Source organism: Streptomyces sp. NPDC059788 (genome assembly GCF_042732265.1).
In the GTDB taxonomy this organism is placed as follows: domain Bacteria; phylum Actinomycetota; class Actinomycetes; order Streptomycetales; family Streptomycetaceae; genus Streptomyces.
The window spans coordinates 1-26656 of sequence record NZ_JBHWHY010000086.1 but is presented as its reverse complement, the minus strand read 5'-3'; the positions used below and the strand labels follow the sequence as shown (position 1 = coordinate 26656).

Annotated in this window: 18 protein-coding genes; 11 read left to right on the top strand and 7 right to left on the bottom strand. The window is 73.8% G+C overall.

All coding sequences use genetic code 11. The annotated features are described in order from the left end of the window. Positions 1-133: 133 nt before the first annotated feature. Positions 134-901 (bottom strand): 2OG-Fe dioxygenase family protein, encoded by a 768-nt coding sequence (locus ACFV57_RS41275; protein WP_385244000.1) that lies wholly within the window; start codon positions 899-901, stop codon positions 134-136. Between the two features lie 267 nt (positions 902-1168). Here ACFV57_RS41275 and ACFV57_RS41270 point away from each other — a divergent pair, with 267 nt between their 5' ends. After that, on the top strand, positions 1169-2389 hold the full coding sequence (locus ACFV57_RS41270) for a glycosyltransferase (protein ID WP_385243997.1): 1221 nt from the start codon (positions 1169-1171) through the stop codon (positions 2387-2389). Positions 2390-2481: 92 nt separating this feature from the next. Here ACFV57_RS41270 and ACFV57_RS41265 read toward each other — a convergent pair whose 3' ends face one another. Beyond that, a complete protein-coding gene (locus tag ACFV57_RS41265) occupies positions 2482-3279 on the bottom strand; it encodes an ABC transporter ATP-binding protein (protein WP_385243995.1) in 798 nt (265 codons plus the stop codon). A gap of 157 nt (positions 3280-3436) precedes the next feature. Between ACFV57_RS41265 and ACFV57_RS41260 the strand changes: the two genes are divergently transcribed. Then, the gene (locus ACFV57_RS41260) at positions 3437-4435 is read left to right on the top strand and encodes an ABC transporter substrate-binding protein (protein ID WP_385243992.1); all 999 of its coding nucleotides are present in this window, start codon (positions 3437-3439) and stop codon (positions 4433-4435) included. Between the two features lie 119 nt (positions 4436-4554). On the opposite strand, the gene ACFV57_RS41255 is transcribed toward ACFV57_RS41260, so the two are convergent. Beyond that, the gene (locus ACFV57_RS41255) at positions 4555-5748 is read right to left on the bottom strand and encodes a M20 family metallopeptidase (protein ID WP_385243990.1); all 1194 of its coding nucleotides are present in this window, start codon (positions 5746-5748) and stop codon (positions 4555-4557) included. 147 nt (positions 5749-5895) lie between these two features. Between ACFV57_RS41255 and ACFV57_RS41250 the strand changes: the two genes are divergently transcribed. Together ACFV57_RS41250 and ACFV57_RS41245 are read left to right on the top strand one after the other, a co-directional pair. Next, positions 5896-13707, top strand: coding sequence for an amino acid adenylation domain-containing protein (locus ACFV57_RS41250; RefSeq protein WP_385243987.1), 7812 nt, complete (start codon positions 5896-5898; stop codon positions 13705-13707). Between the two features lie 4 nt (positions 13708-13711). Further along, positions 13712-15166: a DHA2 family efflux MFS transporter permease subunit gene (locus tag ACFV57_RS41245; RefSeq protein ID WP_385243984.1), complete on the top strand. Its 1455-nt coding sequence runs from the start codon at positions 13712-13714 to the stop codon at positions 15164-15166. A gap of 224 nt (positions 15167-15390) precedes the next feature. Here the strand turns inward: ACFV57_RS41245 and ACFV57_RS41240 are convergent, their stop codons facing one another. Together ACFV57_RS41240 and ACFV57_RS41235 are read right to left on the bottom strand one after the other, a co-directional pair. Then, complete coding sequence (locus tag ACFV57_RS41240; RefSeq protein WP_385243982.1) at positions 15391-15930, bottom strand: GNAT family N-acetyltransferase; 540 nt, start codon at positions 15928-15930, stop codon at positions 15391-15393. Beyond that, positions 15927-16559, bottom strand: a complete 633-nt coding sequence (locus ACFV57_RS41235; RefSeq protein WP_385243979.1) for a hypothetical protein — start codon at positions 16557-16559, stop codon at positions 15927-15929. Before ACFV57_RS41235 ends, ACFV57_RS41240 begins: the two co-directional genes overlap by 4 nt. A 122-nt stretch (positions 16560-16681) precedes the next feature. On the opposite strand from ACFV57_RS41235, the gene ACFV57_RS41230 reads away from it, so the two are divergent. Next, on the top strand, positions 16682-17296 hold the full coding sequence (locus tag ACFV57_RS41230) for a class I SAM-dependent methyltransferase (RefSeq protein ID WP_385243976.1): 615 nt from the start codon (positions 16682-16684) through the stop codon (positions 17294-17296). 197 nt (positions 17297-17493) lie between these two features. After that, entirely contained in the window at positions 17494-17667 is a 174-nt protein-coding gene (locus ACFV57_RS41225; RefSeq protein ID WP_385243973.1) for a hypothetical protein, read from the top strand. Between the two features lie 492 nt (positions 17668-18159). Here ACFV57_RS41225 and fes read toward each other — a convergent pair whose 3' ends face one another. Beyond that, the gene (fes, locus tag ACFV57_RS41220; RefSeq protein WP_385243970.1) at positions 18160-19374 is read right to left on the bottom strand and encodes an enterochelin esterase; all 1215 of its coding nucleotides are present in this window, start codon (positions 19372-19374) and stop codon (positions 18160-18162) included. Between the two features lie 88 nt (positions 19375-19462). Beyond that, positions 19463-21787 carry a Fe(3+)-hydroxamate ABC transporter permease FhuB gene (gene fhuB / locus ACFV57_RS41215; RefSeq protein WP_385243967.1) on the bottom strand — a complete coding sequence of 775 codons (2325 nt, stop codon included), beginning with the start codon at positions 21785-21787 and terminating at the stop codon, positions 19463-19465. Positions 21788-21896: 109 nt separating this feature from the next. Here fhuB and ACFV57_RS41210 point away from each other — a divergent pair, with 109 nt between their 5' ends. From ACFV57_RS41210 to ACFV57_RS41190, 5 genes are all read left to right on the top strand, one after another. Next, the gene (locus ACFV57_RS41210; RefSeq protein WP_385243964.1) at positions 21897-22685 is read left to right on the top strand and encodes a 2,3-dihydro-2,3-dihydroxybenzoate dehydrogenase; all 789 of its coding nucleotides are present in this window, start codon (positions 21897-21899) and stop codon (positions 22683-22685) included. Between the two features lie 139 nt (positions 22686-22824). Continuing rightward, complete coding sequence (gene dhbC / locus ACFV57_RS41205; RefSeq protein WP_385243962.1) at positions 22825-24030, top strand: isochorismate synthase DhbC; 1206 nt, start codon at positions 22825-22827, stop codon at positions 24028-24030. Continuing rightward, positions 24027-25685 carry a (2,3-dihydroxybenzoyl)adenylate synthase gene (locus ACFV57_RS41200; protein WP_385243959.1) on the top strand — a complete coding sequence of 553 codons (1659 nt, stop codon included), beginning with the start codon at positions 24027-24029 and terminating at the stop codon, positions 25683-25685. Before dhbC ends, ACFV57_RS41200 begins: the two co-directional genes overlap by 4 nt. A 46-nt stretch (positions 25686-25731) precedes the next feature. Further along, the gene (locus ACFV57_RS41195) at positions 25732-26364 is read left to right on the top strand and encodes an isochorismatase family protein (RefSeq protein ID WP_385243957.1); all 633 of its coding nucleotides are present in this window, start codon (positions 25732-25734) and stop codon (positions 26362-26364) included. A gap of 5 nt (positions 26365-26369) precedes the next feature. Further along, positions 26370-26600: a phosphopantetheine-binding protein gene (locus ACFV57_RS41190; protein WP_385243954.1), complete on the top strand. Its 231-nt coding sequence runs from the start codon at positions 26370-26372 to the stop codon at positions 26598-26600. The last annotated feature ends 56 nt before the right edge of the window (positions 26601-26656 follow it).

Here is a 26656-nt window from a genome sequence, read left to right as displayed (position 1 = left end):
TGCGTTCGCGCGGGCCCGCGGGCCGCCGCGGGCGCGGCGGGGGGGGGCCCCGGGGGGCGCCCCCCCCCACGCCGCTCTGCGACGGGACCACCGTGGCGGCCGCCCGGCGCCCGGGAGCGCCCGGCAGCAGCCGTCACGCGGCGGTGAGGGTGGTCACCAGCACGTCGCGGTAGGCGGGCTGCGTCATGTCCATGGGCCGGATCGGGGAGACGCAGTGCAGCGAGTCCCGGTCGTCCGACAGCAGCAGACTGCCGGGCCGGTGCAGGGTGGTGGACAGCAGCTCCCGCCCGTCGTGTGTGTAGACGCTGCTCTGGCCGCCGACCGCGTTGTCCCGGTTGACGAGCAGTGAGGAAACCAGCGTCACACCGTCCTTGTGACGGCCCTCCGGGGTGGGGTCCCCCTCGTCGTCGGCCGTCGCGACGACCCGGAACGGATGCACCTTCACGATCCAGCGCCCCGCGTCGTCCAGCACGGCGGCCGCCTGCCCCAGCAGGTCGAACAGCGGACGCAGCAGCGGGTCGGCGACGAACGCGTCGGTCAGCGGCTCGAAGTGCCGGTCCACCGTCTCGTACAGCGGGTTGGTGTCCGTCGGCTGTATGAACGGCTCATGGGGCAGCCGTACCAGCTCCCCGGTCGCCGGGGTGAGCGAGAACCGGCCGTAGCGGCGCAGCCTGCGGGTGCCGCGCTCGGCCGCGTACCGGTCCTCGCCCAGCTCGTCCCAGTGCGCGGCGAAGCGCGCCCAGCCGTCCTCGTCCGCGCCCAGCTGCTCCCGCACCGAGGCCGGCGACATCAGACAGACGGCGGAGGAGGTCAGGCACGAGCGGGCGGCCTCGACCGGGGAGGCGGCCCCGGCCGCGCCCGCGTCGCCGGGCGGCGCCGAACGGTCGTCGATGTGCTCCACGTCGGATGTCCGCCTTCCTGCCGGGCGTGCGCCGCAGCGCCTGCGTGGTCCCATCGTGTGGCGGGCGGCCGCTGATCGCATCTTGCGCGCACCCGGACCGCGGCCCGGCGCCCTCCGCGGCGGACCGTGGGCCCGGCACTGCCCGCCCGGGGGCCCTTTCATGCCGGATGACTCAATGTCGCCGGATGTCGTCACCTTGCTTTGACACGCCATTTCGGCGCTTCCTACGGTGATCGAACCTCCCCCCTGCCCAGAGAAGAGGAACCCATGCGCGTCCTGTGCACCGCCACCGGCTCACCGTCGCACGGCAGAGCTCTGCTGCCCCTGGCCCGCGCGCTGGCCGGAGCCGGGCACGACGTCACGGTGGCCACGACGACCGATGTGGCGCCCGTCTTCGCCGCCGACGCCGTCCGGGTCGAGACCTGCCTGCCGCGGATAGACTTCGGCGCAGCGGCGCAGGACACCGCCGAGGCGCAGGCACAGTCGGACGGATCGGACGCCGCACCGGGCGACGGCTCCGCCGACGATGCGCATCTGCGCATCCTGCTCGAACGGCTCACCGGCGACATGGCGGTCGAGAGCCACCAGGCGCTGGCCGAACTGGCCCGTACCGTGCGCCCGGACGTCATCATCCGGGACGGCATGGACGTCGGCGCCTGCCTGCTCGCCGAACGGCTGGGCATTCCCCAACTGCCCATCCCCGCGGGCACGGTCAACATCCTCGACCCGGCGGTCCTGCTGCCGGACCTGAACCGGCTGCGCGAGCGGCTCGGACTGCCCACGCAGGAGTCGCCCGCCTCGCTCTACCCGTACGGCCGCTTCGACTACCTGCCCGCCGAGTACTCCTTCGCCCGGTTCCCCGCGAACGTCCTGGCCTACCGCCAGACCACCGTGGTGGACCGCACCGCCGGCCTGCCCGAGTGGGTCGCCGAACTGCCCACCGACCGGCCGCTGGTGTTCGCCGCGGTCGGCACCGCGCTGCCCATGTTCCGCGAGCTGCTGCCCAAGGACGCCCCGCTGCCGGTGGGGATGACCGACCCGGCCCAGCTGCTGGCGACGATCGTCGCGGGCCTCTCCCGGCTGGACTGCACGGCCGTGGTGGCGACCGCCGGCATCGAGCCGGCCGGTGTCGAGCCCGCCCCGCACGTCCACCTGACGGACCGGCTCGCGCAGCCGCTGCTGCTGGAATGCGCCGACCTGTTCGTCACCCACGGCGGCTACAACAGCGTCCGTGAAGCGGTGCGCACGGGCACGCCCATGGCGGTCCTGCCGAACTTCGGCGACCAGCCCCTCAACGCCCAGCGGGTGCAGGAGCTGGGCCTCGGCCGGCACCTGACCGACACCGCGCCGGAGGCCGTGGCCGCCGCGTGCCAGGAGATCCTGGACGACCGGGACATCGCGGCCCGCATCCGGCGGGCGCAGCTCGCCAGCCTGGCCCTGCCGGACATCGGGCAGGTGGCGGCCGACCTGGAGAAGCTCGTGTCCTGAGGTGCCTTCAAGGCGCCAGAGGTGACGGGTACTTCACAGGGCGGGCGCGCGGTCACGGCCGTGCGCCCGCCCTGTCCTTGTGGCGGCGGCCGTCAGTTCCGTACGGGCTCCGACGCCGCGCGGGCCGTCGGGACGACCACCGGCGAGCCGTCCGAAGGCGCGGCGAGGATCTCCGCGTCGACGCCGTACAGCTCCTTCACGAGCGCGGCGTCGATGATCTCGCGCGGCGGGCCCGCGGCGACCACCCGGCCCGCGCGCATCGCGACCACGGTGTCGGCGTAGCGGGCCGCCGCCGCGAGGTCGTGCACGACCATGACGATGGTGCGCCCGCCCGCCGCGACCTCGCGCACCAGGTCGAGCACCTCCACGGCGTGGCCGATGTCGAGGGCGCTGGTCGGCTCGTCGAGCAGGACGACGGGGGTTTCCTGGGCGAGGGCCATCGCCAGCCAGCAGCGCTGGCGCTGGCCGCCGGAGAGCTGGTCGAGGCGGCGGTCGGCGAGGCCGGTGGTGCCGGTCGCCTCCAGGGCGCGGGTGACGGCCCGCTCGTCCTCGTGGGACCACTGGCGGAACAGGCCCTGGTGCGGGTGGCGTCCGTACCGTACGAGGCCGGCCACGGTGACCGCCTCGGGCGCCTGCGGGGACTGGGGGAGCAGCGCGATGCGGTGGGCCGCCTCCCGCTGCTTGAGCCGCCACACGTCGGCGTCGCCCGCCAGGACACGGCCGGAGGCGGGCTCGTGGAGGCGGGCCATGCAGCGCAGCAGGGTGGACTTGCCGCAGCCGTTGGGGCCCACCACCGCCACCACCCGGCCCGAGCCGACCGTCAGGTCCACCCGGTCGACGACCGGGTGTCCGGCGTATCCGGCGGTGAGCTGCTCGACGCGGAGTTCCACTGAGGCCGGCCTTTCCCCGGGGCGAGAGGTGTCACACCTCTTGCCTATTTGTCATAAGGTAAGGCTAACCTTAACGCCTGTCGGCGGATGTGCGGCTGCCCTGTTGGCCGTACGCACGCCGTTCTCACGTCGTGTCCCATTGAACCCGGAGTCCCCGATGACCGTGTCCCGCCGTCCACTTCCCACCACCCGACGCCGCGCGGCCGCGGCCGTCGCGGCCCTCGGGGCCGCGGCGCTGCTGCTGACCGGATGCGGCTCGGACGCCGGCGCGGACACCAAGGACAAGGACGGCAAGGACGCGGCGGCCGCCGGCACCCGTACGGTCAAGGACGCCACCGGCAAGGTCGTCGAGGTGCCCGCCCACCCGCAGCGCGTCGTGACGCTGACCCAGGAGGACCTGGACGCCGTCCTCGCGCTCAAGATCAAGCCGGTGGGCATCACCAACGGACAGGGCCTGGACAAGCCGCCGGCCTACCTGGCCGACAAGGTCAAGGGCATCGACATCGTCGGCGGCCTGCTCAAGCCCGTCATGGACAAGGTGGTCGCGGCCAAGCCCGACCTGATCCTCGCCGGCGACATGCAGGACGAGCAGGTGCTCAAGCAGCTGCGCGAGATCACCCCCGCCACGCTGGTGACGATGGCGCCCACCGACGACTGGAAGGTGTCCTTCCGCGGCATCGGCAACGCCGTCAACAAGCTGAACGACGCCAACAAGGTCATCGCCGACCACGAGGCGGCCGCCAAGAAGGCCGGCGAGAAGCTGGGCGCGAACAAGGGCGCCGCCGTCTCCATCGTCCGCTGGAACCCGGACGGGCCCAGCTGGATGGAGAAGAAGCAGTTCGCCAGCGGCGTCGCCCTGGAGATGGGCCTCAAGCGCCCCGACAACCAGAACAAGGACGGCAACGCGCACGCCCCGTCGCTCAGCCTGGAGAAGATCAACGAGATCGACGGCGACTGGCTGTTCCTGTCCACCCTGACCTCCGACGGCGAGAAGGCCCTCAAGGACGTGCAGACCAAGCCCGCCTACAAGGAGCTGGGCGCGGTGAAGAAGGGGCACGTGGTCACGGTGAACGGCTCCGTGTGGTCCACCCGCGGCGGCCCGCTGGCCAGTGACGTGGTCATGAACGACATCAGCAAGGCACTGTCCGGGTCCTGACCGGCGAGGGCCCGCGCGGCCGCCGGGACGCCGACGGTGTCCCGGCGGCCCGCGACGCCGTGCGGGTGAGGTGCCGGTGGCGTCCGCGGGTTTCCCGGGCGCGCCACCGGCACCTTCCGTCACGCGCCGGGCGCGCCGCCCCTCCTGCCGTACGCGAAGTCCGCCGCGGTCCACGCCAGCCCCACCGCCCCGTCCAGCAGCGCCTGTTCGGCGGCCGGTGAGACGGCCGCCTCGGCGAACTCCGGCTCGTGCGGCCCGCAGGCACCCCCGCTGATGTCCAGCACGGGGTGGATGGACGGCACCACATGGGACACGTTGCCCATGTCCGTACAGGCGAAAGGCCCGCGCTCGACCGGCTCCGGCCGCCCCAGGACCCGCGCGTTGGCCGCCCACAGGGCGATCAGCGCGGGATCACCGCGGAAGTCCAGATAGTCGGGCTCCGGGCGCTCCAGGGTCACTTCGCAGCCGGTCGCCAGCGCACCGGCCCGGAAGCACGCCTCCACGCGCTCCCGCAGCTCGCACAGATCCCCGGCGGCCTCCGCGCGGATCTCGTACTCGGCCGTCGCACGGTCCGGGATCGCGTTGGGCGCCGAGCCCGCCGAGGTCGTGACGCCGTGCACCCGCCACTGCGGCGGCAACTGCTGGCGCAGCAGGCCGAGGGCGACCTGCGCGACCGTCAGGGCGTCGGCCGCGTTCCGCCCCTCGTGCGGGTTGAGGCTGGGGTGGGCGGTGCGGCCGGTGTACGAGACGGACAGCGTGCCGAGCGCGAAAGAGCGGAAGTCGGACATCTCGAACGGGCACGGGTGCACCATCATCGCCGCGTCCACCCCGTCGAACGCACCGGCGTCCAGCAGCAGCGCCTTGCCCGCGCCGCGCTCCTCCGCGGGCGTACCCACGACCCGGACGGTCAGGCCGAGTTCGGACGCGTACGCGGCCAGGCCCAGCGCCGCGCCGACACCGGCCGCGGCGATCAGGTTGTGGCCGCAGGCGTGGCCGAGGTCCGGCAGGGCGTCGTACTCGCAGGCGAGCGCCACCGTCACCGGGCCGGACCCGGCGGTGGCCACGAACGCGGTGTCCAGACCGTGGGCGGGCGCGGTCACGGCGAAGCCGTGCTCGCGCAGCAGCCCGGCGCACCACGCGGCGGCACGGTGCTCGGCAAAGGCCGTCTCCGGGTGGCCGTGGATGCGGCGGCTGAGGCCGGTCAGGTCGGCGGTTTTACCCACGATGTGCTGCCGCACGGCGTCCTTGAGGGCGGCGAGCGGGGCGGTGGGACCGGCGGCGGGGCCGGGGGCGGGGCTGGGGGCGGACGTCATCGTCTCCTCTTCGGGCTCGGTGGCCGGTGCCGAAGGCCGTCGGCGGCACCGCAGAAGAGTAAAAATAACTTAGGCTTCCCTAAGTTTGCGCGCGGGCTGCCGGCCGGTCCGCGAAGGTCGGTTTTCTCCCTGGGAGTTGTCACACACATGCATCAGCGTCCGGTCGACCAGGCTGTCCCCGCGGCACTGTCGCGCCCCGGCACCCCTTCGCCACGGCCCGCGGAACCCGCCACGTTCGCCCTGCTCACCGCGCAGGCAGGCATCCTTTACGCGAGTCAACTGAATCCCAAGAGCCCGTCGCTCAACACGGCTGACGTGGTCGAGATCCAGGGCGCCCTGGACGAGGCGCTGTTCGAGCGCGCACTGCTGCGTACGGTCACCGAGGCCGAAACGCTCGGCGTGTGCGTGAGCGAGGCGGACGGCATCCCGCGGCAGTACGTCACACCGCCCGACGCGGAACGGCTGCTGCACCGTATCGACCTGCGCAGCGCCGACCGGCCCGCCGAAGAAGCAGCGCGCGACTGGATGCACACCGACCTCACCCGGGCCGCCGACCTCGGCGAGGCCGGACAGCTCACCACCCAGGCGCTCTTCCGCGTCGCCGACGACCGGTACTGGTGGTACCAGCGGGTGCACCACATCGCCGTCGACGCGTACGCCCTGCAACTCGTCGGCAGCCGCGTCGCCGAGCTCTACACCGCCCTCGCCACCGGCCAGGAGCCCCCGGCCACCCGGTTCGCGCCGCTGCGCGACCTCGTCGAGGACGAGACGCGGTACCTGGAGAGCGAGCAGTACACGGCCGACCGGGAGTTCTGGGCCGCACGGATGGCCGGACGGCCGGAGCCGGTCACCCTCGCGAGCGGGACGGCCGGCCGGGAGAGCCGCGCCACGGACGCCGGTGCCGCGGAGACAGACGCCATGGACAGCGGTGCCGCCGCCCGTACCGGGGCCAGGGCGCCCGCCTCCGCCGCCGCTGCCGCCTCCGCCGCCGCGCTCGCCGACGACCTCGCCGCCCGCGACGTGCTCCGCACCCGTACCGACCTGCCCGCGGAAACGCTCGACCGGTACACCCGCGCCGCCGAAGCCGCCAAGGCGACCTGGGCCGAACTGGTCATCGCCGCGACCGCCGGCCACCTGCACCGCGTCACCGGAACCGAGGACGTGCTGCTCGGCCTGCCGCTGACCAACCGCCGCGGCCCCGCCGCGCTGCGCACCCCGGCCATGACCGTCAACGTCCTGCCCCTGCGCATCGCCGTACGCCCCCAGGACACCGGCGCCGAACTGCTGCGCCGCGTCGTCCTCGAAATCCGCGCGGTACGCCGCCACCAGCGCTACCCGCAGGCCGACATCCGCCGCGACCTGACCCTCGCCTCGGCGAGCACGCCGCTGACCGGGCCCATGGTCAACATCAAGCCGTTCGACAGCGACCTCGACTTCGCGGGCCTGCCCGGCACCGTCCACAACCTCGCCGCGGGCCCCGTCGAGGACCTCGCCGTCACCGCCTCGCCCGACGCGGACGGCGGGCTGCGCATCAGCCTCGACGCGCACGCCGGACGGTACGCGGAGGACGAGATCGCCGGGCACCAGGAATCGTTCCTGCGCTACCTGGACGGCCTCACCGAACTGCTGCTGAGCGACCCGCACCGCCCCGTGGGCACCCTCGACCTGCTGGACCCCGCCGACGTACGCCGCGTCACGGCCGGACGCGCGGAAGCGCCCGTCGTACGCACCCTCCCCGCCTTCCTCGCCGAACAGGCCGCCCGCACCCCGCAGGCCGTGGCCGTCCGCACCGGCGCGAGCGCCCTGACCTTCGCGGAACTCGACGCCGCCGCCAACCGGCTCGCCCACCTGCTCACCGGCCTGGGCACGGGCCCGGAACGGCCCGTCGCCCTCGCGCTGCCACGCGGCACCGACATGATCACGGCCCTGTTCGCGGTCCTCAAGGCGGGCGGCGTCTGCCAGCCCCTCGACCTCGGCCACCCGGCGGCCCGGACGCTGTCCGTCCTCGAAGACGCCCGTCCCGTCTGCGTGATCGGTACGGCCGCGACGCTCGCCGGCCTCCCGCCGCACGGCCTGCCCGTCGTCGCGCTGGACGACCCCGGCACCGCGGCGGCGCTCGCCGCACAGCCCGGCAGCGCGCCCGCCACGCCGCCCGCGCCCGGCCACGCCGCCTACGTCATCCACACCTCCGGCTCCACCGGACGCCCCAAGGGCGTCGTCGTCACCCACGCCTCCCTCGCCAACCTGTACGCCGGGCACGGCAGCGACCACATCGCGCCCGCCGTCGCCCGCACCGGCCGGGACCGGCTGCGGGTCGCGCACAGCGCGTCGTTCGCCTTCGACGCGTCCTGGGACCCGGTGCTGTGGATGGTGCACGGACACGAACTGCATCTCCTCGACGACGCGTCGTACCGCGACCCCGCCGCCCTCGCCCGGTACGTGGACGAACACCGCGTCGACTACCTCGACGTCACCCCGTCCTACGCCGAAGCCCTGCTGGCCGAAGGACTGCTGGACGACGGGCGGCACCACCCGGCGGTGATCGTCGTCGGCGGCGAGGCCGTACCCGTACCGCTGTGGGAGCGGCTCACCGCGACCGACGGGCTGCACGCGGTCAACCTCTACGGGCCGACGGAGACGACGGTCGACGCGTACTACTGGACGGCGCCCGCGGTCGGCGGGGCCGGCGCGAGCGGCGTCACCGGCGCGCGTGGCGCCGCGGCCCCCGAGGGGCGGCCCGTGCGCGGCTCCCGGGTCTACGTCCTCGACTCCTGCCTCCGGCCCACACCGGACGGCGTGACCGGCGAACTGTACGTGGCGGGCGCCTGCCTGGCCCGCGGCTACCTCGCCCGGCCGGGCCTGAGCGCCGAACGCTTCGTCGCCGACCCGTACGGCGCGCCGCACGGCGCACCCGGCAGCCGGATGTACCGCACCGGAGACCTCGTACGGCGCCGGGCGGACGGCACGATCGAGTTCCTGGGCCGCAGCGACGACCAGGTCAAGATCCGCGGCTTCCGCATCGAACTCGGCGAGATCCAGGCCACCCTGGCCCAGCACCCGTCCGTGGCCCAGGCCGCGGTGATCGCCCGCGACACCCCCCAGGGCAAGCGGCTACTGGCGTACGCGGTGCCGCGGACACAGGCCGACGGAAACGGCACGGCGACCGGGGACGGCGCGGCGAGCGGGGACGGCGCGGCGAGCGGGGACGGCGCGGCGAGCGGGGACGGCGCGGCGAGCGGGGACGGCGCGGCGAGCGGGGACGGCGCGGCGACGGCGGACGGCGCGGTGACGGCGGACGGCGCGGTGACGGCGGACGGCGCGGTGACGGCGGACGACACGGCGACCGGGGGCGCCCGGCGCGGCCCGGTCTCCGCTTCTCCCCTCCCCGGGGGGCCCGCCCCCGCCCCGCCCACCCCCACCCCGGCCGTGCTTCGGGCGCACCTCGCTGCCGCCCTGCCCGCCCACATGGTCCCGGCCACCGTGACGCTGCTCGCCGAACTGCCGCGCACCGCCAACGACAAGCTGGACCACCGCGCCCTGCCGGACCCCGAGCCGGGCGTCCCCGGCCACGGCGGCGGCAGCACCGACGGCACCGGCAGTCGAACCGGCGACGGCACCGGTCAGGGCCTCGACGGTACGGACGCCACCGGCACCGCCACCGGCGATCCGCACACCGACATCATCCGCGGTCTCCTGGCCGATCTCCTCTCACTGGACACGAGCCCCCCGGCGGACGCCGGTTTCTTCGACCTGGGCGGTCACTCGCTGCTGGCGGCCCGCCTGGCCGCCCGTATTCGGGAGATCTTCCAGGCGCCGGTCAGCACCGCCGACGTCTTCCGCAACCCCACCCCGGCCGGGCTCGCCGCGCTCGTCCACCGCGCCGCCCCGGCGGACGGCACCGCGCAGGCACCCGCCGACCAGCCCGTCACCCGCATACCTCGCACCGGACCCCTCCCCCTCTCGCCCGCCCAGCAGCGGCTCTGGTTCCTCCACCGGCTCGAAGGCCCCAGCCCCACCTACAACATCCCGCTCGTGCTGCGCGTCGACGGACCCGTCGACCGCGGCGCGCTCCAGCTCGCCCTGGGCGACCTGAGCGCTCGCCACGAGACACTGAGAACGGTATATCCGACCACTGACAGTGGCGGGGAGGAGCAGGCCCACCAGCGGATTCTCGCTCCGGACGACCCGATGTCGCGGCCGGTCGTCCATCTCGCCGGGCCCGGCGAAGACCTCGCCGGCGCCGTACGCCACTGCTTCGACCTGGCCGGCGAACCCCCGCTGCGCGTCACGCTGTTCAGCGACGGACCGGACCGCCACACGCTGCTTCTCCTGCTGCACCACATAGCCGGCGACGGCGCCTCCACCACGCCCCTGGCCCGCGACCTCGCCACCGCCTACACCGCCCGCCACGCGGGCCGCCAACCGGAGTTCGCGCCGCTGCCCCTCCAGTACGCCGACCACGCCGCCCACCAGCAGCGGCTGCTCGGCACGCCCGCCGAGCCCACCCCGCTCGCCGCCGCCCAGCTCGCGCACTGGAAGCAGGCCCTCGCCGGGCTGCCCGACCAGCTCGACCTGCCCACCGACCGACCGCGCCCCGCGGTCGCCTCGCACGCCGGCGACACCGTCCCGTTCACCCTCGACGCGGCGGCCCACACCGCCCTCCAGCGCCTCGCCCGGACCACCGGCACCAGCGTCTTCATGACGGTGCAGGCCGGCCTGGCCGCCCTCCTGACCCGGCACGGCTGCGGCACCGACATCCCCCTCGGCACCCCCGTCGCCGGCCGCGCCGACGACACGACCGCCGCCCTCGTCGGCTTCTTCACCAACACCGTCGTCCTGCGCACCGACACCTCCGGCGACCCCGCGTTCCGCACGCTCCTGGAGCGGGTACGGTCGGCCACCCTCGCCGCGTACGAACACGACACGCTGCCCTTCGACCACCTCGTCGAAGCGCTCAACCCGCCGCGCTCGCTCGCCCGGCACCCCCTGTTCCAGACGATGCTGGCCTGGCAGTCCGTGCCGGACGCCGCGTTCGCGCTGGGCCCGCAGGCCACCGCCCGGATGACCGCCGTACCGTCCGGCACGGCCAAGTTCGACCTCACCCTCAACGCGGGCGAGCTGCGCGGCGGCGGCATCGGCGGCTTCTTCGAGTTCCGTACCGACCTCTTCGACCGGCCGACCGTGCAGGCCCTCGCCGACCGGCTCGCCCGGCTGCTCACCGCCGCCGCCGACACCCCGGACACCCCCCTCGGCCTGCTGCCGCTGCTCGGCGCCGGGGAACGCCACCGCGCCCTCGTCGAGTGGAACACCCCCACCGGGCCCGCCGCGCCCCGCGCCGCCCGGCCCGCCACCACCCTCCCCGACGCCTACGAGGCCGCCGCCCGCAACCACCCCGACCGCACCGCCGTCACCTGCGACGGCCAGTCCCTCACCTACGCCGAACTCTCCGGCCGCGCCCACCGCCTGGCCCGCCTGCTCGCCGCCCGCGGCATCGGCCCCGGCTCCATCGTGGCGCTCGCCCTGCCCCGCTCCGCCGACCTGGTCACCGGCCTGCTCGCGGTCTCCCTCGCCGGAGCCGCCTACCTGCCGCTCGACCCGGACTACCCGGCCGACCGCCTCGCCTACATGCTCGACGACGCCCGCCCGGCCGCCCTGATCACCGACACCGCGACCGCCCCCCGGCTCCCCGCCCACACCCTGCCGCCGATCACCGTGGACGGCGACGCGGCGGCCGGATTCGACGCGGGACCGCTCGCCCAGTCCGAGCGCACCAGGCCGCTGCGCGCCGACGACGCCGCGTACGTCATCTACACCTCGGGCTCCACCGGCCGCCCCAAGGGCGTCGTCGTCACCCACCACAACGTCACCCGGCTGTTCACCGCCACCGACCACTGGTTCGGCTTCGGCCCCGACGACGCCTGGACGCTCTTCCACTCCTACGCCTTCGACTTCTCCGTCTGGGAACTGTGGGGCGCCCTCCTGTACGGCGGCAAGGTCGTCGTCGTACCCCACCTGACCAGCCGCGACCCGCACGCCTTCCGGCAGCTGCTGGCCGCCGAGAAGGTCACCGTCCTCAACCAGACCCCGTCCGCCTTCTACCAGCTCGCCGCCGCCGACCGGGAGAGCGACGGGGCGGCACTGTCCCTGCGCTACGTGGTGTTCGGCGGCGAGGCGCTGGAACTCGGCCGCCTCGACGACTGGTACGACCGGCACGCCGACGACGCGCCGGTCCTGGTCAACATGTACGGCATCACCGAGACCACCGTGCACGTCTCCTACTTCCCGCTCGACCGCGCCACCGCCGCCGGCGCCACCTCCAGCACCATCGGCCTCAACATCCCCGACCTGCGCGTCTACGTCCTCGACGACCGGCTCCAGCCCGTACCGCCCGGCGTCACCGGCGAGATGTACGTCGCGGGCGAGGGCCTGGCCCGCGGCTACCTGGGCCGCGAGGCGCTGACCGCCACCCGCTTCGCCGCCGACCCGTACGCCCACCTGTTCGGCGAACGCGGCAGCCGCATGTACCGCTCCGGCGACCTCGCCCGGCGCCGCGCCGACGGCGCCCTCGAATACTTCGGACGCGCCGACCAGCAGGTCAAGCTGCGCGGCTTCCGCATCGAACTGGGCGAGATCGAGGCGGTGCTCGCCGCGCACCCCGCCGTCGCCGACACGGCCGTCGTCGTACGGGAGGACACCCCCGGCGACAAGCGGCTCGTCGGCTACGCCGTGCCCGCTCCCGGCGCGGCCCCCGACCCCGCCGCGCTGCGCGAGCACGCCGCCGCCGGACTCCCCGCCCACATGGTCCCGTCCGCCGTCGTCCTGCTCGACCGGCTGCCGCTGACCAACAACGGCAAGCTGGACCGCAAGGCGCTACCGGCCCCCGACCGCCCGGCCGCCACCGGCCGCCCGCCCCGCACCCCGCGCGAGGAACTGCTCTGCTCGGTCTTCGCCGAGGTGCTGGGCCTGGACCGGGTCGGCGTCGAGGACAACTTCTTCGACCTGGGCGGGCACTCCCTGCTCGCGGTCCGGCTGGCCGGCCGCGTCAAGGCCGTACTCGGCACGGAGGTGTCGATCGGTACGGTCTTCCAGTCACCGACCGTCGCGGCCCTCGACGCCACGCTGGACGCCGTACGCCACGACGACCCGCTCGACGTCCTGCTGCCCCTGCGCCCGGCCCCGGTCGACGCGGACCACGGCCCCGCCCCCGTCCACTGCGTCCACCCGGCAGGCGGCCTGAGCTGGTGCTACGCCGGACTCATCCGCAACCTGCCCGCCGACGTGCCGATCTACGGCCTCCAGGCCCAGGGCGTCGGCGCCGCCACAGCCGGCGAACCGCTGCCCGCCACCCTGGAGGAACTGGCCGCCCACTACGCCACCCGCGTCCGCGAGGTGCAGCCCGCAGGCCCGTACCGGCTGCTCGGCTGGTCCACCGGCGGCATCATCGCGCACGCCATGGCCACCCATCTCCAGGACGCGGGACACGAGGTCGAACTGCTGGCCATCCTCGACGCCTACCCGGCCGAGGGCTTCCGCGGCCTGCCCGTACCCGACCAGGCCGAAGCGCTCGAGTCGCTGCTCACCATGGGCGGCTACGGGCCCGACAGCCTGGAGGGCAAGCCGCTGACGACCGCCAACGTGGTCGAGGTCCTGCAGCGCGAGGGAAGCCCGCTGGCCACCCTGACCACGGACACCATTCATGCGCTCGGCGACGTCTACCTCAACACCAACCACCTCGTACGCGCCTATGACCACCGCGTCTTCCGGGGCGACGTGCTCTTCTTCCGGGCCGTCGTGGACACCATCGACGACACCCTCACCCCCGACACCTGGACCCCCTACGTCACCGGCCGCGTCGACAACACGAACATCGAGTGCTCCCACAAGGACATGACCCTGCCCGAGCCGATCGCGCACATCGCGCGCGTGGTCGCCGGCCGTCTCACCGAGCTGGAGGGGTGACCCGGTGACCACCGCACCGACCCGGACCCGGCCGTCCCGGCTGTCCCCGAAGACCGCCGTCGTCCTCGTCTACACGGCCGCCATGTGCATGAACGGCCTCGACTCGACCATCGTCAACCCCGCCCTGTTCACCATCGCGGGCGACTTCGGACAGCCCGTCTCCGCGGCCAACACCGTCGAGACGGCCTTCCTCGTCGCCCTCGCGCTGGCCCTGCCGGCCGCCGGCTGGCTCGGCGACCGCTACGGCACCAAACGGGTCTTCCTCGGCGCGCTCGCCGTCTTCACCGCCGCCTCGGCCGCCTGCGGCCTGGCCCCCGGCCTGCCCGCGCTCGTCGTGGCGCGGGCGGTACAGGGCCTGGCGGGCGGCCTGCTCACCCCGGTCGGCATGACCCTGCTGTTCCGCGCGTTCCCGCCGCACGAACGGGCCAGGCTGGGCAAGGTCCTGATCGTGCCGACCGCCCTGATGCCCGCGCTCGGCCCCCCGCTCGGCGGCTTCCTGACCCAGCACCTGTCCTGGCACTGGCTGTTCTTCGTGAACGTGCCGATCGGCGTGGCCGCCGTCCTGCTCGGCGCCATCGGCCTGCGCGAGCACGTCGAGGGCGTCCCCGGACCGTTCGACCGGGCCGGGTTCTGGCTCGCCACCCCGGGCCTCGGACTGCTCACGTACGCGCTCGGGTTCGGCCCGTCCCACGGCTGGACGGAGCCCGCCGTCGCGGTCGCCGCCGTGCTCGGCGTGGTACTGCTGGCCGCCGCCGTCGCCCACCAGCTCCGCGCACTGGAACCGCTGCTGAAGCTGCGGCTGCTGACGGACCGGGCCTACGGCACGGCCTCCGCGCTCGCCGTGCTCACCGCCGCCGGCCTGATGGGCGTCCTGTTCGTCTTCCCCCTCCTCTACCAGGCGGCACTGGGCGCCTCGGCGCTCGACGCGGGCCTGAGCGTCTTCCCGGAGGCGGTCGGCCTGATGCTCGCCTCCCAGGTCGTCGACCGGCTGCTGCCGCGCATCGGACCGCGACGGCTCGCGGTGCCCGCGCTGCTGCTCGCCGCCGTGGTCTTCGCGGCCCTCGCCGTACCGGGCGCAGCGGACCACGCCTGGCTCGTACGGGGCCTGATGTTCACCATCGGCCTGGTGCTCGGCACGGCGGTGCTCACCGTCCAGCTCGCCGGGTTCGAGGACATCGAACCGCCCGACATGGGCCGCGCGATGGGCCTCTTCCAGATCGTGCGCACCCTGGGCGGCGCGCTCGGCATCGCCGTCTGCGCGGGCGTCATCGGCGGACACGGCACCGGCGGCACCGGGCCGGGCCCGTACCGGGCCGCGGTGTGGGTGACGGCCGCGCTGGTCGCGGTGGGCGCGCTGGTCGCGCTGCGGCTGCCGAAGGAACCGCCGCAGCCGCCGCCGTTCGACGACGAACTCGACGAGGAAGCGGGGGAGGGGGCACAGGCCCCGGCGGCGGGCTGACCCGCCGCGGCGGAAACGACCGCGCCCCGGGGCCGGGTACGGGTCCGGGGCGCGGCCATGTGCGCTATGGAGCTCAGCTTTCGAAGAGGGACGGAATGCGTGATCGGGGGTGTTCGTGCATGCCCCCTTGGTACTGCCGTCTCAGGTCAACACCGTCCGAACAATGCTGTGTCCTTTGTGAGCAGGGAGGGCAACCGTTCACCAGCCCGAGTTCGACCGTCACGTCAGCCGTTAGCTCGGACCATCACGGTAAGCACCGGCGAGGCCGGTGACGGCTGGCTCACGCCCATGTCCGCGTACCCCCACGACTCGTAGAGCGCATGAACCTTTCCGTCGCCGGCGGCGGGGTTGACCATGAGCGTGACGTACGGCTCGTCGCGGCAAGCAATGAGTGCGTCGTGGATGCGGCGAGCGGTGCCGGTCTTACGCCAAGCCGGACGGACGCCGATCTCCTTCATGGCCACGGTCGGGTGCTCGGTGTACTTCTCCGCCGGCTCCGGGCTGGTGCGCTGCCAGTAGCGGTCGCCGCGCTCGATGCTGTTGGCGTAGGCGTAGCCGACGGGTTGCCCGTTCGTGTATGCGAGGACGGCCGTGAACCCCGGCTCGGTGCTGTGCCGGCCCAGGCGCTCGCCGAAGGCGGTGACCGCGTAGTTCGGCAGGTGGAGGAGGGGTGCGCGTACCTCGGCGTATACGTCGAGGAGGTCACCGCGGACGGCGTCGAGCGTGTCGAAGGTGCGCAGTTCGATGGTGGGCGCCGTGGTCATACCGTGGTCCTCCAGGTGGCGACGTGCTCGGTCCAAGTTTGCACGGTGGCGGTGCGCGGTGCGGTGGCGCGCAGTGCGGCACCGAACTCTTGCAGCATGCGCGCCACTCGGGCGTGCTGGGTAGCGGCGTTGGCGGTGACGGTCATCGCGGCGGCTGTGGCCGCGTCGGCCGCTCCCTGGGCGAGTTGTGCGTGTGCAAGCCGGGTGGTGGCGATGGCCCGGGAGCGCACCATGTGGGGCCGCAGGGCGGACAGGCAGCGATGGGCGTGGTATTCGGCTGCTGGATAGTCGCCGAGGGCCAGGTATGCCGACAGGACCAGGGAGTCCAGTTCGGCCTGGTCGTAGAAAGCGAGCATCCACACGGGTCGGTAGTCCGCGGGGTCGGCGCGCAGCATGGTGTCTTGAGCCTGCTCGAACGCCCGGCGCGTGGAGGTGCTGTCCTGTGCTGTGCAGTGGATGGCTGCCCACATGGCCGAGGTGTGGAACGCCGCCGTGGAGGCGTGGAGGCGGCCGCGTACGCGCTGGGAGGCGCTGCCCGCGTTCTGCTTCTCCGGAGCAAGCCTGACGGGTGCGTGGACACGGGAGCACGTCCAAGCGCTGGTGTTTTGGGCCAGTCGACGGTCAGGCAATTCCCCACGATCTACATGATCAGCGCTGCGTAACTCCCCATCCTTGCGATCACGGCTCTCCATGGGGACGGCGAAACCATCGGTGTGCACTCGGCGGGCCAGGGCCGGTCTACGATGATCCGATGCGCCAGCCCGCCGCAGAGCCGTACTGGAACACCAACGTTGCCCGGCACCCGGGCATCCTCCGGGCTGTTCCCGAGGGATGCGGCAATGCCCTGGACGTTGGCTGCGGGGACGGGCTGCTGGCCCGGAAGCTCGCCGGACGGGCGAAACACGTCACCGGAATCGACAAGTCGCCGGACATGATCGCCTGCGCATGCGAGGTTGCTGCCGGCCATCCGCAGCTCACTTTCGTCGAGGGAGACTTCCTCACCGCGGGGCTTCCCGGTGCGGAGTACGACTTCGTCTGCTCGGTGACCACGATCCACCACATGGACTTCGAGGCGGCCCTCGTCCGCATGCGTGAGCTGCTGCGGCCTGGCGGCACGCTGGTGGTGGTCGGTCTGGCCCGCGAGGCGAGCGTGACGGAGTGGGCGGCGTTGATCGCGGCTGCCCCGGTCGTGCGGATCACGAAGGTGCTGCGTCGCGCGCGTGGCCCGCAGGGCATGCCGGTCGCCGACCCGCAGATGAGTTACGGGCAGGTTCGGGCTGCCGCCCGGCGACTGCTGCCCGGCGTGCGCTACCGCCGGCATGTGCTGCGCCGGTACTCGCTGACCTGGGAGAAGCCCGCCCGTTGATCCGGTATCGATAGCGCTTTTCGCCATCTTGAGCGGTTTGAGCTTCATGCGATGCTCTATGCCGGTGCCTCCTTATCGACCATGGGGAGCGCGGAGTCCGGGACCAAGGGACCTGGGCGTCGCGGAACTGTCCGTGTTCCTCGCCCCGTGGTTCGGCAGGCCGATGGGCATCCCGGATGGCAAGGGGAACGTTCGTCGTGGTCGGCATCACCGAGATCTACGTCCACTGGGACGCGGGCCGCTCGAAGAGCGCGCTTGCCACGTCGCTGGGGGCGGACCGCAAGACGGTCGGGGAATACCTGGCGCCGGCGGAGGCATCCGGAAACACCCCGAGCGGACCGCCGATGAGGAGGCCGCCTGAGCCGGGCTGATCGAGGGGGGTTCCCCGGGCTCATCGACCGGAGACTGCGGCAGGTCCACATCAAGGTCGGCCGCAAGAGCAATCACGGTCGGCGCCCCGTCCTGCCGCGCCGTCAAGGACAGCCTCATCGCCGGCACCGAGACCGATCCGAGCCCGAGATCAGCGGAGACGCGGGCGCCGCGGCCTTCCTCGCATCCTCGAAACTGCCCGCCGCCCAGATCCGGGACCTGGGCGCCCTGCGCCGGCTGCACGCGGGCGAGTCCGTAATATCGCCTAGGCGCTGGGACACCTCGTAGACGCCACCGGCACCCGGGGCTGGGGAATTACGTGAAGTCAGCCCCGGGAAAATACGTGAACGTCAACACCATTCACGCCTCAAGGCAGAAGCCGGCCTCGCGGCTCAGCAGGACGAGGCCGAGTAGAGCACCTCCCTGGAGGAGAAGCCCGGTCAGCGGTGTAACACGTCGTGCCCCCGGCGGAGGATTCGAACCTGCAACTCCCGCTAGGACAGCAACGCCCCCAGCCCCGTAGCCAGCCCCCCGCGCCAGCACGCGTAGTCGTGGCCGCCGTTGAATTCCTCGTACGCCACGTCGTAGCCACGCGCGCGCAGGACGTTGCGCAGGCGGCGGTTTTCGGCGAGCAGCATCCACTCCTGGAGGCCGACCTCCAGACGCAGCCGGACCGGGCGGCGTTCGGCCGTGGCGTACTGGCGGGTCAGCCACTCGGCGCCGCGCTCGTCGTCGTCCGGCCACCAGAACGAGCCGGACTGCGAGAGCGCCAGACCGAACCGGTCCGGCCGCCGGAACGCGGCGAATGCCGCGGTCAGGCCGCCCGCGCTCTGGCCCGCCACGACGGTGCGCTCCGGGCTCGAATCCGTCCCGTACGTGCCCGCCGCCCACGGCAGCAGCGTGTCCGCCAGCCAGTCGACGAACTCCCCGCTACAGCTGAGGTCTTCCATCCGCCGCCCCATCGTGTCCACGAGCAGCGCGACCGTGGGCGGTACGGAGGCGTCGGCGTGCAGATTGTCGAGCAGGTCACCGGCGCCGAGGACCGGGCCCCACATCTCGCCGTCCAGCAGGACCGCGACCGCGTACGGGCCGCCGTCGGCGCGGTGACCGGGCGGCAGATGGACCGTCACGTCCCGGCCGTCCACCTCGGTGCGTACGGACGTGCCGCGTGCCGCGCCGGGCCTGCGTCCGGTGCACGGCTGCGCCGGGGCGCCCGGCAGCTCCAGGACGGACGCGGCGTTGCGGCCGTCCCGTGACGGCAGGGCGGGGGAGGTGTTCAGCGGGTCGGGCACGGCGCTGTCCAGCACCTTCAGCCACGACTTGCGGTCCGTACGCAGAATCTCCTCGCGCGGCCCGGTGCCGGGGTGGAACTGGTACGAGGCGCGGTGGTCGGAGCGCAGCCGGTGGCTGAGCGCCCACACCGCGGTGCCCTCGATGCGGGACATCAGATTCGGTGTCAGGTCGCCCGCGTGCCGGTCCCGGTCGGTGACGGTGTGCAGGAGCGCCAGCACGTCCGTGGCCGGGGCCGCCGGGTCGTCCCGCCACACGAACGTGACGAGGACGTGGCCGGGGTCGCCGTCCGGGTCCGGTTCCACGAGCGGCATCCCGGCCGCCTCGGCGCGGTGCCAGAACTCCCGCTCGGCACCGGGCCGCCCGGCCCGCACGTCCTCGGCGAGAGCGTGCAGCAGCGGGCTTCGGACAGCGGTCACTTTCGTATCCCTCTCGTCAGGAGTATCAGGAGCGTCAGGGATGTGAGGCGCATCAGGGACGCAAGGCGCATCGGGAACAGGCAGCTCGTCAGACACGTGTCGCCGCCGACCGGCCCAGCAGCACCCACAGCAGGAAGGGCCCGCCCAGCACCGTCGTCACGACGCCCACCGGCACCTCCGTGCCCGCGAAAACGATCCGCCCGACCGTGTCGGCCGCCACCACCAGCAGTGCGCCCGTCAGCATCGTGCCGACCAGCGGCACCCGCAGCGGCCCCGCCAGCCGCGACGCGATGACCGGCGAAGCCAGCGCCACGAAGCCGACCGGCCCGCAGATCCCGACGGCCAGGCCCGCCAGGGCCACCGCCAGCAGCAGGCACACCGCGCGGGTACGGCCCGGAACGGCGCCCAGCGACGAGGCGGTGGCGTCGTCGAAGCGCAGCACGCCCAGGTGGCGGGCGACCGCGAGGCTCAGGGGGACCAGGACGGCCAGACCGATCAGGACCGGTACGGCGACGGCGTAGCTGCGCCCGTTGAGGCTGCCCGACGTCCACACGTACAGCGAACTCGCGGAGTTGAGGGAGCGCCGGGACAGCACGACCTGCGTGGCGGCCGAGGCCAGCGCGGACATCGCCAGGCCCACGACCAGGACGCGGTAGCCGCGCTGCCCGAGGCCGCCGGAGACGACCGTCACCACGACCGCCGCGGCCAGCGCGCCCAGCGGTCCCGCCCACCAGGCGCCGAACGTGCCGGTCGCGCTGAGCGTGACGGACAGCAGGACGGCGGCGGTGGCACCGTCGTTGACGCCGAGCAGTTCGGGCGTCGCGAGGCGGTTGCGGGCCAGCGTCTGGGTGAGACAGCCGGCCAGCCCCAGCGCGGCGCCCGCCGCCAGCCCGGCCACGATGCGGCCGAGCCGGAACTTCTGCACGAGCAGCACATCGAACCGGTCGCCCTCCCCGAAGATCGCTTGGAAGGTGCGGGCCACCCCCATCTCGCTCTGCCCGGCGTACGCGGACAGCACCACGGCCAGCAGGAGCAGCGCCGCCAGCAGCAGCGCCGCGAGCGTCGCGCGCCGGGCGACGAGGAAGGAGAGCGGGCCGCGGCGCAGCACGAACGTGTCGGCGGGGCGCACCCGTCCGGGCTTCGGCCCGCGGCGGGGGAGGCGCTGCCGCAGCGCGTGCAGCGCCCCGCGCGCCGCCTTGCCGGCCGCGCGCTCCTCGGTGGCCGGCTCGGTCATGCCCATCGCAGCGAGTTGCCGGGACCGGACGATGCCGATGAGGACGGGCGCGCCGACCAGCGCCACGATGACGGACACGGGCGCCTCGAACGGGCGGGAGACCACCCGGGCCGCCACATCCGCGAGGACGAGGACGGCGGCGCCGATCAGCCCGGCCAGCAGCAGCCGGGCGGCGAGCCGGGTACCGGCGATGGCCCGCGCCAGGAAGCCCGCCAGCAGCCCGAGGAACGAGATCGGACCGGCCAGCGCCACCGCTGCCGCGGTCAGCAGCGTCACGCCGACGGCGACGACGGTCCGGATGACCGGCGGCCGGTGGCCCAGGCTGCGGGCCAGGTCGTCGCCGAGCGCCAGCGCGGACAGCGGCCGGGCGACCAGCAGCGCCACCAGGAAACCGGCGACCAGGACGGGCGTGAGCCTGCCCAGTTCGCCGAAGCCCTCGACCCCGGCCAGCGAACCGAGCACCCAGAACCGGAACCGGTCGTAGGTCTCCGCCGAGTTGACCACGATCACGCTGGTGAGCCCGCCGAAGGTGGCGCCCAGCGCGGACCCGGCCAGCACCAGCCGCATCGGCGAACCGCCGCCCCGGCGCCCCGCGATGAGCAGCACCAGGCCGCTGGCGACCACCGCGCCGGCGAACGCGCAGATCAGGTACGCGTACCCGGTGTCCAGGCCCAGCAGCGCGATGCCCGCGACGACACCGAACGAGGCCCCGGCGTTGACGCCGAGCAGGCCGGTCTCGGCGAGCGGGTTGCGGGTGACGGCCTGGAGGAGGCAGCCGGCGACGCCGAGCGCGCCGCCGACGAGGAGGGCGGTGAGCGTACGGGGCAGCCGCAGGTCGCCGACGACCAGGGCCAGCCGCGGGTCGCTGCGCGCGCCGCCGCGGTCGAGCAGATAGTCCAGGACGCCGCTCGCGCCCACTTCGCCGGCGCCGACGCACAGGGACACGGCGGCCAGGACGAGGACGGCGGCGGCGAAGCCCGCCACGGCGAGCGCGACGGTGCGGCGCGCGGTGCCCGCGGGGCGGTCGCGGCCGGGGTCCGCCGCGGGCCGCGCGGAGGCAAAGCCCGGGTCATCAGCGGGGGGCGGGGCGTCCTTTTGCGCCACCGCGCCCGGCAATCCGCCGCCCTCGGCGCCGCGTTCGGGGGACGGGGCGGCTATACCCGTGCGCTGCTTCTGCATAAGGTGAGGCTAGCCTAACCATTTGCCCTGCGTGCGCGCGGAATGGCGGAGTGGCTGGGCACCTGTCCTATATTAGGTTAGGCTTGCCTAACAAATGGGGAGGTTGCTCATGCCTGAGCACATACCGGGCCGCGCCGAATTCACCGGGCGCATCGCGCTGGTGACCGGCGCCGGGCAGGGCATCGGCGCCGCGGTCGCCGAGGCCCTGGCGCGACAGGGCGCCCACGTCGTGGCCACCGACCGCACCGCACCCGCGGCACCACCGCCCGGAAGCGACACCGCGGACCGGATCACCGCCGAGGCCATGGACGTCACCGACCGGACCGCGGTGGACGCCACCGTCGAACGCGTCGAGCGCGAACTCGGCCCGATCGCCGTCCTGGTGAACGTCGCCGGCGTCCTGCGCCCCGGCTCCGCCGCCGAGCTCTCCGACGCGGACTGGGCCGACACCTTCGCCGTGAACACCACCGGCGTCTTCCACACGTCCCGCGCCGTCGCCCCGCACATGGTCAAACGCGGCCGCGGAAGCATCGTCACCGTCGGCTCCAACGCCGCCGGCATCCCCCGGACCGGAATGGCCGCCTACGCCGCCTCCAAGGCCGCGGCGGCCATGTACACCAAATGCCTGGGGCTCGAACTCGCCCGCAGCGGCGTGCGCTGCAACATCGTCGCGCCCGGCTCCACCGACACCGCCATGCAACGCGCCCTGTGGACCGACGACGACGCACCCCGGCGCGTGATCGCCGGAGACCCGCAGACGTACCGCACCGGCATCCCCCTCGGCCGGATCGCCGACCCCTCGGACATCGCGGACGCGGTCGTCTTCCTCGCCTCCGACCGCGCCCGGCACATCACCATGCAGGAGCTGTACGTCGACGGCGGCGCCACCCTGCGGTGACCCGCGCGGCGCCCCGCCGCCCACCGGCCGCCGGGCCCGCACACCCCACCGCACCACCGCTCACCGAACGCCCTCCGCGCCACCACCCGCATCAGACACCCCCCGGAACCCTCGCAGCCTTCCGAGAATTGGAGCCCCCGTGCCGACGGCACCCGAAGTCGCCACGCACGTCCCCTTCACCGAGACGGCCCACCCCGCCGTAGGAGCCACCACCGCGCTCCTGGACGCCTACACCCCCGGCGCCCGCTTCCTCGGCACGCCCACGCGCACCATCCTCGCGCACGGCACCCACAGCGAAGTCCCGCACGACGAACGCCCCCTGCCCCAGCGCGTCGCCGCCACCCTCGACGCCGCCCGGGACAGCGGACACAGCACCCCGCTGGTCGTCGGCGCCGTGCCCTTCGACCAGACCGCGCCCGCGGCCCTCGCCGTCCCCGTCACCGCCCGGACCGCGCCGCCGCTGACCGCCGACCCGCTGATAGCCCTGCCCGCCGACCCGCCCGCCGGCGCCCACTGGGACATCAGACCCGTACCGGCCCCCGAGGTGTACGGCGCCGGCGTGGCCGCCGCGGTCGAACGCATGTGGCGCGGCGAGTTCAGCAAGGTCGTCCTGGCCCGCACCCTCGAACTCACCACCCCCGAAGCGCTCGACATCCCCGCGATGCTCCAGCGCCTCGCCCGCCGCGACCCCTCCGGCTACACCTTCGCGCTGCCCACCGCACCCGGCCGCACCCTCCTCGGCGCCAGCCCCGAACTGCTGGTCTCGCGCCGCGGCCACCGGGTCGTCGCCAACCCCCTGGCCGGCTCCACCCCGCGCAGCGACGACCTCGCCGAGGACGTCCGCCGGGCCGCCGCCCTGCTGGAGTCCGCCAAGGACCTGCACGAGCACGCCGTCGTCGTGGACGCCGTCCACCGGGCGCTCGCCCCGTACTGCACGGACCTGACCGTCCCCGCCCAGCCCACCCTGCTGCGCACCGCCACCATGTGGCACCTGTCCACCACCGTCACCGGAACCCTCGCCACGCCCGACACCTCCGCGCTGGAACTGGCCTGCGCCCTGCACCCCACCCCCGCGGTGTGCGGCACGCCCACCGACACCGCCCGCCAGGTGATCGCCGACACCGAACCCTTCGACCGCGGCTTCTTCACCGGCATGGTCGGCTGGGGCGACGCGTCCGGCGACGGCGAATGGGTGGTGACCATCCGCTGCGCCGAAGCCGAGGAACGGGCCTTGCGCCTGTACGCCGGCGCGGGCATCGTCGCCGCATCCGACCCCGGCGCCGAGACCGCCGAGACCGGAGCCAAGTTCCGTACCTTCCTCAGCGCCGTCGGAGCCGACCTGTGACCGATCAGTACACCTACGCCCACTCCCACGCGCCCACGTGGCCCGCGGAGTTCGCCGAGCGCTACCGCGCCGCGGGCTGGTGGCGCGGCGAGACCTTCGGGCAGATGCTGCACGACCGGGCCACCGCCCACCCGGACCGGATCGCCGTCGTCGACCCGGGCGGCGAAGGACGCCGCTGGACCTACGCCGAGCTCGACCGCCGCGCCACCCGGCTCGCCGCCGGACTCCGCGAGCGCGGCATCGTCCCCGGCGACCGCGTCGTGGTCCAGCTCCCCAACGTCGCCGAGTTCTTCGAAGTCGTCTTCGCTCTCTTCCGCATCGGCGCCCTCCCGGTCTTCGCGCTGCCCGCCCACCGCGAGACCGAGATCGGCTACTTCTGCGAGTTCACCGGCGCCGCCGCCTACGTCATCGCCGCCGAACACGGCGGCTACGACTACCGGCGACTGGCCACGACCGTACGGGAGCAGGTCCCCGGCCTGTGCCACGTCTTCGTCACCGGCGGCGACCCGGGCCCCTTCGAGGCGCTCGCGGACGTACCGGCCGACCCGCCCGCCGACGCCGCCTGGGACGACCCCGCGCCGGACGACCTCGCCTTCCTCCAGCTCTCCGGCGGCAGCACCGGCGTCCCCAAGCTCATCCCGCGCACCCACGACGACTACATCTACTCGCTGCGCGGCTCCAACGAACTGTGCGGCGTCGACGAACACAGCGTCTACCTGTGCGTACTGCCCGCCGCCCACAACTTCCCGCTCTCCTCGCCCGGCTCCCTCGGCGCCCTGTACGCCGGCGCCCGCGTGGTCCTGTGCCCGCAGCCCACCCCCGACGTGGCGTTCCCGCTCATCGAACGCGAACGCGTCACCCTCACCGGCCTCGTACCCCCGCTCGCGCTCGTCTGGACCGAGGCCGCCCCGGCCACGCCGTACGACCTCGGCAGCCTCGACGTGCTGCTGGTGGGCGGCGCCAAGTTCAGCGAGGAAGCGGCCCGCCGCGTGCGGCCCGCCCTCGGCTGCACCCTCCAGCAGGTCTTCGGCATGGCCGAGGGCCTGGTGAACTACACCCGGCTGGACGACCCCGAGGAAACCATCGTCACCACCCAGGGCCGGCCCATCTCCCCGGACGACGAGATCCGCGTCGTCGACGACGCCGACAACGACCTGCCCGCCGGCGAGACCGGCCACCTCCTCACCCGCGGCCCCTACACCATCCGCGGCTACTGGAAGGCGCCCGAACACAACGCCCGCTCCTTCACCCCCGACGGCTTCTACCGCACCGGCGACGTCGTCCGGCTCACCCCCACCGGCCACCTCGTCGTCGAAGGCCGCGCCAAGGACCAGATCAACCGCGGCGGCGAGAAGGTCGCCGCCGAGGAGGTCGAGAACCACCTGCTCGCCCACCCCGCGGTCCACGACGCCAACGTCGTCGCCGAACCCGACCCCTACCTCGGCGAACGCACCTGCGCCTACGTCATCCTGCGCTCCGGCGCCGAACCGGTGAAGCCGGTCGAGGTCAAGAAGTTCGTCCGCGCCCGCGGCCTCGCCGCCTACAAGGTGCCCGACCGCGTGGTGTTCGTGGACACCTTCCCGCAGACCGGCGTCGGCAAGATCTCCAAGAAGGACCTCCGGTCCGCCGCCACCGGCACCACCGACCCCTCCTGACCGCCCGCACCCGCACCGAACCGTCCTGAAGGGACCGCACCGCACCATGGCCCTGCCCGCCATCGCCCCCTACCCCATGCCGTCCGCCGGCGACCTGCCCGCGAACCGCGTGGACTGGAAGGCCGACCCGTCGCGCGCCGTCCTGCTCGTCCACGACCTGCAGAACTACTTCCTGTCGGCCTACGACACCCAGGCGTCCCCCGTCACCGACCTGCTGCGCAACGTGGCGGCCCTCAAGGAACAGGCCGCCCGGCTCGGCATCCCGGTCCTCTACACCGCCCAGCCCGGCGGCCAGAGCCCCGCCGAACGCGGCCTCCAGCAGGACTTCTGGGGACCGGGCCTGCCCGCCGACGACCACGCGGCGGCCATCGCCGACGCGGTCGCCCCCGGCCCCGGCGACACCGTGCTGACCAAGTGGAAGTACAGCGGCTTCGTCCGCACCGACCTCGAAGAACGACTGCGCGGCCTCGGCCGCGACCAGCTGATCATCACCGGCGTCTACGCCCACATCGGCGTGCTGATGACCGCCTGCGACGCGTGGATGCGCGACCTCCAGGCGTTCCTCGTCGCCGACGCGGTGGCCGACTTCTCCGCCGACGACCACGCGATGGCGCTGCGCTGGGCGGCCGGCAAGGCCGCCGTGGTCACCACCACGGCCACCGTCCTCGAAGGGAACTGACCACCATGGCACTGACCCTGGAGCAGCTGCGCAACGACGTCGCGGACGTCCTCGGCGAGGACCCCGCCGACATCCCCGACGACGAGAACCTCGTCGACTACGGCCTCGACTCGGTCCGCCTGATGGCCCTGGCCGGCCGCTGGAACCGCGACCACGGCATCGAGGTCGCCGTCGCCGACCTGTCCGAGGAACCCGCCCTGGAGAAGTGGGCGGTACTGCTCGGCGCCACCGGCTGAGCACCGCACCGGCCGCGGGCCCCGGCCCCGCCGGAGCCCGTACGGCAGCGGGGCGG

Excerpts from the sequence above, each read along its gene's own strand:
- ACFV57_RS41210 (WP_385243964.1), top strand. The coding sequence starts at position 21,897 with ATGCCTGAGCACATACCGGGCCGCGCCGAATTCACCGGGCGCATCGCG.
- ACFV57_RS41195 (WP_385243957.1), top strand. The coding sequence starts at position 25,732 with ATGGCCCTGCCCGCCATCGCCCCCTACCCCATGCCGTCCGCCGGCGAC.
- fhuB (WP_385243967.1), bottom strand. The coding sequence starts at position 21,787 with ATGCAGAAGCAGCGCACGGGTATAGCCGCCCCGTCCCCCGAACGCGGC.
- ACFV57_RS41240 (WP_385243982.1), bottom strand. The coding sequence starts at position 15,930 with ATGACCACGGCGCCCACCATCGAACTGCGCACCTTCGACACGCTCGAC.
- ACFV57_RS41255 (WP_385243990.1), bottom strand. The coding sequence starts at position 5,748 with ATGACGTCCGCCCCCAGCCCCGCCCCCGGCCCCGCCGCCGGTCCCACC.
- ACFV57_RS41260 (WP_385243992.1), top strand. The coding sequence starts at position 3,437 with ATGACCGTGTCCCGCCGTCCACTTCCCACCACCCGACGCCGCGCGGCC.
- ACFV57_RS41270 (WP_385243997.1), top strand. The coding sequence starts at position 1,169 with ATGCGCGTCCTGTGCACCGCCACCGGCTCACCGTCGCACGGCAGAGCT.
- ACFV57_RS41190 (WP_385243954.1), top strand. The coding sequence starts at position 26,370 with ATGGCACTGACCCTGGAGCAGCTGCGCAACGACGTCGCGGACGTCCTC.
- ACFV57_RS41250 (WP_385243987.1), top strand. The coding sequence starts at position 5,896 with ATGCATCAGCGTCCGGTCGACCAGGCTGTCCCCGCGGCACTGTCGCGC.
- ACFV57_RS41230 (WP_385243976.1), top strand. The coding sequence starts at position 16,682 with ATGCGCCAGCCCGCCGCAGAGCCGTACTGGAACACCAACGTTGCCCGG.